Source organism: Mesorhizobium sp. M7A.F.Ca.CA.002.09.1.1, from assembly GCF_003998555.1.
GTDB classification, from domain to species: Bacteria; Pseudomonadota; Alphaproteobacteria; order Rhizobiales; family Rhizobiaceae; genus Mesorhizobium; species Mesorhizobium ciceri.
The window spans coordinates 1-9276 of the sequence record NZ_RZRR01000115.1 but is presented as its reverse complement, the minus strand read 5'-3'; the positions used below and the strand labels follow the sequence as shown (position 1 = coordinate 9276).

The following is a 9276-nucleotide window of genomic DNA, read 5'->3' as shown; positions in this document are numbered from 1 at the left end:
GCATTGACCTGATCCAATGGGCGACACGGCCCTCGAGGCGGTGCTGCGGCGCGATCGCGCGGTCGTGATGGCCGCGCTCGTGGTGATTGCCGTGCTCGCCTGGGCCTATGTGCTGTGGCTCGCCACCGACATGGTCATGCCCGGCTCCGCCTTGCCGGACAGCGGAGGCGGTGACATGGCCGGAATGGACATGTCGAATATGGACGGGTCGAACATGGGTATGGGCGGCATGGATATGGGCGCCGCCGTGGCGCCAGGCATCCGGGCCTGGGCATTGGCCGATTTCGCTTTCACCTTCACGATGTGGGCGGTGATGATGGTCGGCATGATGACGCCTTCGGTCGCACCGATGTTGCTGCTCTATGCCGGTGTCGGCCGCAAGGCGCGGGCGGATGGCAGGCCCATCGCTTCGACGGGATGGTTTTTTGCCGGCTACCTCGCCGTCTGGGCCGTCTTCAGCCTCGTGGCGACCGGTGCGCAATGGCTGCTCGCCCGTCTTGCCTTGCTCGACCCCTCGATGGCGACCGGCAGCGCGGTCCTCGGCGGCCTCGTCCTGATCGCCGCCGGTCTCTATCAATGGACGCCGATGAAGGGCGTCTGCCTGCGCCAATGTCAGGCCCCGATCGCGTTCCTGGCCGGCCATGGCGGATTCCGCTCCGCTCCGCTCGGCGCGCTCCGGCTGGGCATCGATCACGGCGCCTACTGTCTGGGGTGCTGCTGGGCGCTGATGGCTCTGCTGTTCGTCGGTGGCGTCATGAACGTGCTGTGGATCGCCGGCATCGCCATCCTCGTCCTGCTGGAGAAGACGGTGCCGACCGGGCAGCTGATTCCGCGCGTTTCAGGCGCGTTGATGGCTGGCATCGGGACCTGGATCGTCTTTCAAGCCTCTTGAGAACAGTCTTCGTCTGCGACCTGTATTGGACTGCAGCCGCCAGTAAATCGTCAGAAGACAATCTTGGGACATGGTAGTTCGCCCCACGCGGAGGTCAACAACCACGAGGTATTTGCCCGGGATGGATTTCGCTGCCGCGGCCGGTATCGGCCCCGCGTTGGCGTTGCATCAGCTTTGCCGCCTTTATTGGCCCCTGCTGACTAATTCGCGGGCGTGTTTGTCTGTAAATCAGGCATTTACGGCAATCGGTTTTCAAACTCTTCGGGTTTGGGTCATTTCCCTTGACCTCACAGGAATTATCGCCTTCGATGACATTTGTGAATGGGAGGCGGCGCGTCGGTTACGATGCGGGGTTTCGGGATGGGCCGGGATGAAGCCGCGTTCACACGGGAGAAAAAAATCAGGATTTACTCCTGAAAAACAGAGAAAAGGGTCTGTGGGTCATGAAACACATTGCTATCGGCATTCTAGGCGCCGCCACGCTTGGATTGATGGCGTCCGCCGCGTCGGCGGCCACGCTCGACACCGTCAAGGCGAAGGGCTTCATCCAGTGCGGCGTCTCCACCGGCCTGGCCGGCTTTTCGGCGCCGGACGACAAGGGTGACTGGCAAGGCATCGATGCGGATTTCTGCCGCGCTGTCGCGGCCGCCGTCTTCGGTGACGGCTCCAGGGTCAAGTTCACGCCGCTCAGCGCCAAGGAGCGGTTTACCGCGCTGCAGTCGGGCGAGATCGACATCCTGTCGCGCAACACCACCTGGACCATCAACCGCGATACGGCACTCGGCCTGAATTTCATCGGCGTCACCTATTATGACGGCCAGGGTTTCATGATCAACGCCAAGAAGCTGCCGGGTGTCAATTCGGCATTGCAGCTCTCGGGCGCAGCCGTCTGCGTGCAGAGCGGCACCACCACCGAGCTGAACCTCGCCGACTACTTCAAGGCCAACAAGATGGAGTACAATCCCGTCGTCTTCGAAAAGCTGGAAGAGGTCAACGCCGCCTATGATGCCGGCCGCTGCGACGTCTACACCACCGATCAGTCGGGCCTCTATGGCATACGCCTGACGCTGGGATCGCCGGCCGACCATGTCGTGCTGCCCGAGATCATCTCCAAGGAGCCGCTCGGACCTGCCGTTCGCCAGGGCGACGACCAGTGGTACCACATCGTCAAATGGACCTATTTTGCGCTGCTGCAGGCTGAAGAGCTCGGCATCACCAAGGCCAATGTCGATGAGATGAAGAACTCGGCCAGCCCCGAGATCAAGCGCGTTCTCGGCCAGGAAGCCGACACCAAGATCGGTACCGATCTCGGCGTCTCCAATGACTGGGTGGTCAACATCGTCAAGGCCGTCGGCAATTATGGCGAAATGTTCGAGCGCAATGTCGGCTCGGGCAGCCCGCTGAAGATCGCGCGCGGCATCAACGCGCTGTGGACCAAGGGCGGCCTGCAATACGCGCCGCCGATCCGCTGATCGAAATGTGATCCGGGAGGCAGATCATCTGCCTCCCGGTTTCTCTTTCCAGGGGACGGTCGAATGGCATCGCAGGACGTACTTCGCGAGGAGCCCAGCCGCGGCTCCTTCATCAACGATCCGAAAATCCGGGGCATATTCTTCCAGGTGCTGGTCGTCGTGCTGCTGGTGGCGGGCGTCTGGTGGATTGCCCACAACGTCATCGACAACCTGACGCGGTTGCGCATCGCTTCAGGCTTCGGCTTCCTCAAGGGCCGCGCCGGCTTCGATATCAGCGAGAGCGCGATCGCCTATTCGTCGGATTCGACCTATGGCCGCGCCATTCTGGTCGGCCTCCTCAACACGGTCATCGTCGCCATCGTCGGCATCATCACCGCGACAATCATCGGCTTCGTCATCGGCATCGGCCGGCTCTCGAAGAACTGGCTGATCAGGAAGATCTGCACCGTCTATGTCGAGGTCTTCCGCAACATCCCGCCGCTGCTGGTCATCTTCTTCTGGTATTCCGGCGTGCTGGCCGTGCTGCCGGCGCCACGCGACAGCATCAATTTGCCGTTCGGCTCCTTTCTCAACCAGCGCGGTTTCTATTTTCCACGCGCCGTATGGGGCGACGGTTCATGGCTGATTTTCGTCGCCCTGCTCGTCGGCATCGCCATGGCGTGGTTCGTCGCGCGCAAGGCGCGGCAACGGCAGATGGCGACCGGCCAGCAATTTCCGGTGTTTTGGACATCCGCGGCGCTGATCGTCGGGCTGCCGCTGCTCGCCTATGCGCTGAGCGGCTTTCCCCTGAGCTTCGATTACCCCAAGCAGTCGACTTTCAACCTGACCGGCGGCTTTCAGGTCCGGCCGGAGTTCCTGTCGCTTTATCTGGCGCTGTCCTGCTATACCGCCGCCTTCATCGCCGAGATCGTGCGTGCCGGCATCAGGGGTGTCAGCGCGGGCCAGACGGAAGCCGCCGGAGCGTTGGGATTGCGTTCCGGATCGATCCTGCGGCTGGTCGTCGTGCCGCAGGCCATGCGCATCGTCATTCCGCCGCTGACCAGCCAGTATCTCAACCTGACCAAGAACTCGTCGCTGGCCATCGCCATCGGCTATCCGGACCTGACGGCGACCGCCGGGACAGTGCTGAACCAGACCGGCCAGGCCGTCGAGGGCGTGGTGATCATGATGGTGATCTATCTCGCCATCAGCCTTCTGACCTCGCTTGTGATGAACTGGTTCAACGCCAAGATGGCGCTGGTGGAGAGGTGAGGTAAGGACATGCAAGAACATGATATGTCCTGGGTGCGCACCGAAATGGTGCTGGCGCAGCCGGCGCCCGCCAGCGTCACCGGCCTCGGCGCATGGGTGCGCAAGAACCTGATCGCGTCTACCGGCGACACCATTTTGACAATCGTCGGCATCGCCCTGGTGGCGATGATCCTGCCGCAAATCATCAATTGGGCGTTCATCAACGCCGTGTGGACGGGGCCGGACCGGACCGTATGCGCCACGGTGGCGCAAGGCGGCATCCAGCCGGATGGCTGGACCGGCGCCTGCTGGGCTTTCGTCAATGCCAAGTTCGGCCAGTTCATGCTCGGCCGCTATCCCATCGAGGAGCGCTGGCGGCCGATCCTGGTCGCCATCCTGTTCGTGGCGCTGCTGGTGCCGATGCTGATGCCGAAGGTGCCACGCAAAGGGCTGAATGCGGTTCTGCTGTTCTTCGTGCTGCCGATCGTCGCCTTCGTCCTGCTGGTCGGCGGCATGTTCGGCCTGCCGCATGTCGAGACCTCGCTTTGGGGCGGGCTCTTGGTAACGCTCAGCCTGTCCTTCGTCGGCATTGCCGTGTCGCTGCCGCTCGGCATCGTGCTGGCGCTCGGCCGCCGTTCCAAGATGCCGATCATCAAGACGCTGTGCGTCGTCTTCATCGAGACGGTGCGCGGCATCCCGCTGATCACCGTGCTGTTCTTCGCCAGCGTCATGCTGCCGCTGTTCCTGCCGGAGGGCGTTTCGTTCGACAAGTTCCTGCGCGCTTTGATCGGCGTGTCGCTGTTTGCCGCCGCCTATATGGCCGAAGTGGTGCGCGGCGGCCTGCAGGCGATCCCCAAGGGCCAATATGAAGGTGCCGATTCGCTCGGCCTCGGCTATTGGCAGAAGATGTATTTCATCGTCATGCCGCAGGCGCTCAAATTGGTCATCCCGGGCATCGTCAACACCTTCATCGGCATGTTCAAGGACACCAGCCTGGTCATCATCATCTCGATGTTCGACCTGCTCGGCATCGTCAAACAGAATTTTTCCGATGCAAACTGGGCAACCGCGCAGACGGCGAGGTCCGGCCTGATCTTCGCCGCCTTCGTCTTCTGGCTGTTCTGCTTCGGCATGTCGCGCTATTCAATGTACACCGAACGCCGGCTCGACACCGGCCACAAACGCTAAACATAAACAAAAGAACAAGGGGATCCCTCTCATGGCCACCGAAAATGCCGTCAGCGCCGAAGAGATCAAGGTCAACGCCGCCAAGATGCAGATTTCGACGACCGATGTCGCCATCGACATCATCGCCATGCACAAATGGTATGGCGAGTTCCATGTGCTGAAGGACATCAACCTGAAAGTGATGCGCGGCGAGCGCATCGTCATCTGCGGCCCCTCCGGCTCCGGCAAATCGACCATGATCCGCTGCATCAACCGCCTGGAGGAGCACCAGAAGGGCAAGATCATCGTCGACGGTAAGGAATTGACCAACGATCTCAAGAAGATCGACGAGGTGCGCCGCGAGGTCGGCATGGTGTTCCAGCACTTCAACCTGTTCCCGCATCTGACCATCCTGGAGAACTGCACGCTGGCGCCGATCTGGGTGCGCAAGACGCCGAAGAAGCAGGCCGAGGAAATCGCCATGCATTTCCTCAAGCGCGTCAAGATCCCGGAACAGGCCAACAAATATCCCGGCCAGCTTTCCGGCGGCCAGCAGCAGCGTGTGGCGATTGCCCGCTCGCTGTGCATGAACCCGCGCATCATGCTGTTCGACGAGCCGACCTCGGCGCTTGATCCGGAGATGATCAAGGAAGTGCTGGAGACCATGGTTGGCCTTGCCGAAGAAGGCATGACCATGCTGTGCGTCACCCACGAGATGGGTTTTGCCCGCAAGGTCGCCAACCGGGTGATCTTCATGGACCAGGGCCAGATCGTCGAGCAGAACACGCCGGCCGAGTTCTTCGACCACCCGCGCCATGAGCGCACGAAGCTGTTCCTGTCGCAGATCCTGCACTAGGCTTTCGATGTTTGCGAGGAGCCCGGCTGAAACACTGCCGGGCTCTTTTGCGTATGGCATAACAGGCGACCGTTCCTGTCGCGCTGGAGCGCTTTTGCAGAGCCGCTTTTCATGAAGAGACTGGGACGTTTTCTAGGCCTTCTGTTGATTGTCGTCGCTCTCGCCGTGACGACGGGCACCCTCGTGCCGCGGCCGCTGTGGCCGGCGGCCGCCGCCATGCCCGCCGCGACGCGCCACATCCTGGTGCTGAACAATCCGATCCACACCGATATCGCCATCCCGGTCGACGATGCCGTGCGCCAGCGTTTCCACTTCCTGGTCGACGCCGGCATACCGGCCGACAGGCCGGAGGTCCGCTACATCGTCTTCGGCTGGGGCGGTCGCGCCTTCTACCTGGAGACGCCGACATGGTCCGAGCTGAAGGCGGTACCGGTGATGAAGGCACTGACCCTCGACGCGTCGGTCATGCATGTCGATGTCGCCGGTGACATCCTCGAACCGCCCCCTGACATCGCGGGGTTCGACATCACAGAGGACCGGTTCGCGGCGTTGCTCGATTTCATCGATGCGAGTTTCCAGCGCGGACCGGAAGGCCCGATCCTCGTTCCGGACGCGGCCTATTCCAGGTTCGACGGCTTCTACGAAGCCAACGGCCATTTCAACGCACTGATCGGCTGCAACACCTGGACGGCGGCCGCCTTGCGCACCGCAGGCCTGCGCACCGGCTGGTGGAACCCGCTGCCTGTATCGCTCGGGCTATCGATGCGGCTGTATAATTAGCGTGGGCATTCCGCGAATTGGCGAGTGTCGCGTTCCTTCACACCCCCCTCTGTCCCGCCAACCTTTCGCAGGTTTCAGCTTTCGTCAGCCTCCGGTGCCCGCCAGCCATAGAGCCAGTCCAAATCCGCCGCGAGTTTTTCCGACGAGCGCATTTTCAGGAACACGTTGCGCGCAATCGCCACCGGCCCTGCGGCATGCCAGGCCAGCCGGTTGACAGCGCCGCGTCGGGCGACCTGCGCGACACGCGGCCGCCGTGACTGTTCCCAAACCGCAAGCGCGGCCAGCGGGTTCGTAGGGGAGGCGTAGACGGCGTCGGCAAGCGTCGCTGCATCCTCGATCGCCATGGCCGCACCTTGCGCCGCGAATGGGGTCATCGCATGCGCGGCGTCGCCGATCAGCGCCATGCCGTTCGGTGTTGTCCAGGGCTGTTGCGGGTCGACAGTGTGGATCGGCCACGCGGTCCACGGGCCGGCCTGCTCGACCAGACGGGCAAGTTCTGCCGCAGTGCCGGCAAGAGCTCGGGTCAGGATCCCGGCGTCGGCGTTGCCGGACCAGCCCTCGGCAATGCGGTCGCCCCTGGTGAAGGCCGCGAGATTGAAGGCCGCACCCTTGCTGACGGGATAGGCCACCATATGGAAGCCGGGATGCAGGAAGGTGGTGACGCAGTCCCTGGCGCCGATGGCGGCAAAGCTCTGCCCCGCGGCGCTATCGGCTGCGATGGTCGCGCGCCAGGCCAGTTCGCCGGAGAAATGGTTTCTTGGCGAAGCCGACCCCTTGGCCGAGTCGACAAGTGGGCGCACCGATGACCAGACGCCATCGGCCCCGACCAGCAGGAAGCCCTCCGCCTCGATGGTCTTGCCGTCGATCTCGGCCGTCGCCGTGATGCCATGCGGGCCGGAGGCAACGTCGCCGATGCGCGCGCCGGTGGTGAGATGGATATCCGGCACCTCGGCAACGCGCGCGGTCAATGCGCTCTGCAGATCGGCCCTGTGCGCGACGAGATAGGGTGCTTGCCAGCGGGTTTCGGCGGCTTGCCCCAGCGGCACGCGCGCCAGTTCGCGCAAGGTCGCGGCCTTCTTCAACACCACGGCTTGCGGCCGCACCGCTGCCGGCAGCAGCCGGTCGAGCACGCCAAGCTGGCGAAGGATGCGCGTCGCGTTTGGAGAGAGCTGGATGCCGGCGCCGGCAGCTTCCAGGCGCTGCGCCTGTTCGAACACCCGAACCGCGTAGCCGCGCGAGGCGAATGCAAGGGCTGCGGTCAATCCGGCGACACCGGCCCCGGCGACGACAATTTGCCGGGAACGCGTGTCGTTCATCGGGCTGGTCGCGAAAGTCTCAGGCGGCCTGTTCGATGTAGATGCATCCGGCCGGCAGCGTTTCCGTCGCCTTCAGCTTCGGCGAATAGCGGTAGAGCGTCGAGCAATAGGGACAGACTTTTTCATTGTCGTCGCCCATGTCCAGAAACACATGCGGGTGGTCGAAAGGCGGATTGGCGCCCGTGCACATGAATTCCTTCACGCCGATGTCGATTGCCGGATAGCCCGCATCGTTCTGAAAATGGGGAATGGAACCGCCTGCCATCGTCGTCTCCTTAACGCAGTCTCGTCTGCATCTGGATCATATCAGGCCTCTTTGCAAGTTCGATGAAATCAAACTGTCGCAAAAGCCTGTCAGAGGATAAGTTAAGCCGGTTAACCCATGGCCCGAAAACCGATTTCGGTTTCCGGGAGGGACCATGGGTCGCTAGAGTGACTGGCTAGCCGGCTTGAGCGGGTGTGGAAGAGCGGGAATCATGAACGAACTGAAGCCGGTGCAGAACGAATTCGTGGATGTCGAGGTGGCTCGCCCGGAAGGCGGCAACCCGGACCGGTTTGTCAACCGCGAGTTTTCCTGGCTGCAGTTCAACCGGCGCGTTCTCGAGGAGTCGCTGAACCTCAATCATCCGCTGCTGGAGCGCGTCCGCTTCCTGTCGATCTCGGCCGCCAATCTCGACGAGTTCTTCATGGTCCGAGTCGCCGGTCTTGCCGGCCAGGTGCGCGAGGGCATCACGCTGAAGAGCCCCGACGGCCGCACCCCCGAACAGCAGCTCGAACAGCTGCTGCGTGAGGTCGAGCGGCTGCAGGAAGACCAGCAGAAGAGCCTTTCGGCGCTCACCGTGCTGCTCAACAAGGAAGGCATCGAGAGCATCACCCGCGATGCGCTGACCAAGGACGAGAAAATCTGGCTGGAAGACCATTTCCAGGAACAGGTTTTCCCGGTGCTGACCCCGCTGTCGATCGACCCGGCGCATCCGTTCCCGTTCATCCCCAATCTCGGCTTCTCGATGGCGCTGCAATTGCGCCATCGCAAGAATGGCGAGGAGATGAGCGCGCTGCTGCGCCTGCCGGTGGCGCTGAAGCGCTTCATCCGTCTGCCGGACCGCAAGCATCATGTCCGCTTCATCCCGCTGGAAGAGGCTGTCGGCCTCTATATCGGCAAGCTCTTCCCCGGCTACGAGGTCAAGGGCTCCGGCACGTTCCGCATCATCCGTGACAGCGATATCGAGGTCGAGGAGGAGTCCGAGGACCTCGTGCGCCTGTTCGAAACGGCGCTGAAGCGGCGTCGGCGCGGATCGGTGATCCGCATCGAATTCGACAGGCTGATGCCTGGCGAATTGCGCGATTTCGTCGCCGGCGAGCTTGGCGTGTCGTCCAGCCGCATCAGCGTCTTGACCGGTCCATTGGCGCTCAGCCAGATTTCCGAGATCGTCGCCGTTCCCCGCGACGACCTGAAATTCACGCCCTACAATCCGCGTTTTCCCGAGCGCATCCGCGAGCATGGCGGCGATTGTTTCGCCGCCATCCGCGAGAAGGACATCGTCGTCCATCACCCTTACGAAT

8 protein-coding genes and 1 pseudogene are annotated in these 9276 nt (G+C 62.6%); 7 read left to right on the top strand and 2 right to left on the bottom strand.

Going from position 1 to position 9276, the window contains the following annotated elements; genetic code table 11:
* Nucleotides 1–16 precede the first annotated feature (16 nt).
* The 6 genes from EN994_RS07780 (at nucleotide 17) to EN994_RS07755 (ending at nucleotide 6397) form a co-directional block, all read left to right on the top strand.
* Entirely contained in the window at nucleotides 17–892 is an 876-nt protein-coding gene (locus EN994_RS07780) for a DUF2182 domain-containing protein (RefSeq protein WP_013532424.1), read from the top strand.
* A 443-nt stretch (nucleotides 893–1335) separates the two neighbouring features.
* Nucleotides 1336–2364 carry an amino acid ABC transporter substrate-binding protein gene (locus EN994_RS07775; protein WP_013532423.1) on the top strand — a complete coding sequence of 343 codons (1029 nt, stop codon included), beginning with the start codon at nucleotides 1336–1338 and terminating at the stop codon, nucleotides 2362–2364.
* A gap of 63 nt (nucleotides 2365–2427) precedes the next feature.
* Complete coding sequence (locus tag EN994_RS07770) at nucleotides 2428–3615, top strand: amino acid ABC transporter permease (RefSeq protein WP_013532422.1); 1188 nt, start codon at nucleotides 2428–2430, stop codon at nucleotides 3613–3615.
* A gap of 9 nt (nucleotides 3616–3624) precedes the next feature.
* Nucleotides 3625–4782 (top strand): amino acid ABC transporter permease, encoded by a 1158-nt coding sequence (locus EN994_RS07765; RefSeq protein WP_013532421.1) that lies wholly within the window; start codon nucleotides 3625–3627, stop codon nucleotides 4780–4782.
* A gap of 31 nt (nucleotides 4783–4813) precedes the next feature.
* A complete protein-coding gene (locus EN994_RS07760; RefSeq protein ID WP_013532420.1) occupies nucleotides 4814–5617 on the top strand; it encodes an amino acid ABC transporter ATP-binding protein in 804 nt (267 codons plus the stop codon).
* Nucleotides 5618–5728: 111 nt separating this feature from the next.
* Nucleotides 5729–6397 carry a TIGR02117 family protein gene (locus tag EN994_RS07755; protein ID WP_013532419.1) on the top strand — a complete coding sequence of 223 codons (669 nt, stop codon included), beginning with the start codon at nucleotides 5729–5731 and terminating at the stop codon, nucleotides 6395–6397.
* Between the two features lie 74 nt (nucleotides 6398–6471).
* On the opposite strand, the gene EN994_RS07750 is transcribed toward EN994_RS07755, so the two are convergent.
* Nucleotides 6472–7713, bottom strand: a complete 1242-nt coding sequence (locus tag EN994_RS07750) for an FAD-dependent monooxygenase (protein WP_013532418.1) — start codon at nucleotides 7711–7713, stop codon at nucleotides 6472–6474.
* Nucleotides 7714–7732: 19 nt separating this feature from the next.
* Nucleotides 7733–7978, bottom strand: coding sequence for a zinc-finger domain-containing protein (locus tag EN994_RS07745; RefSeq protein WP_013532417.1), 246 nt, complete (start codon nucleotides 7976–7978; stop codon nucleotides 7733–7735).
* Between the two features lie 211 nt (nucleotides 7979–8189).
* Between EN994_RS07745 and EN994_RS07740 the strand changes: the two are divergent.
* Nucleotides 8190–9276: pseudogene (locus EN994_RS07740) on the top strand (RNA degradosome polyphosphate kinase); the annotation flags it as partial.

Bases quoted from the DNA above. Each gene is read 5' to 3' on its own strand.
- EN994_RS07780 (WP_013532424.1), top strand. From the start codon at position 17: ATGGGCGACACGGCCCTCGAGGCGGTGCTGCGGCGCGATCGCGCGGTC.
- EN994_RS07775 (WP_013532423.1), top strand. From the start codon at position 1,336: ATGAAACACATTGCTATCGGCATTCTAGGCGCCGCCACGCTTGGATTG.
- EN994_RS07770 (WP_013532422.1), top strand. From the start codon at position 2,428: ATGGCATCGCAGGACGTACTTCGCGAGGAGCCCAGCCGCGGCTCCTTC.
- EN994_RS07765 (WP_013532421.1), top strand. From the start codon at position 3,625: ATGCAAGAACATGATATGTCCTGGGTGCGCACCGAAATGGTGCTGGCG.
- EN994_RS07760 (WP_013532420.1), top strand. From the start codon at position 4,814: ATGGCCACCGAAAATGCCGTCAGCGCCGAAGAGATCAAGGTCAACGCC.
- EN994_RS07755 (WP_013532419.1), top strand. From the start codon at position 5,729: ATGAAGAGACTGGGACGTTTTCTAGGCCTTCTGTTGATTGTCGTCGCT.
- EN994_RS07750 (WP_013532418.1), bottom strand. From the start codon at position 7,713: ATGAACGACACGCGTTCCCGGCAAATTGTCGTCGCCGGGGCCGGTGTC.
- EN994_RS07745 (WP_013532417.1), bottom strand. From the start codon at position 7,978: ATGGCAGGCGGTTCCATTCCCCATTTTCAGAACGATGCGGGCTATCCG.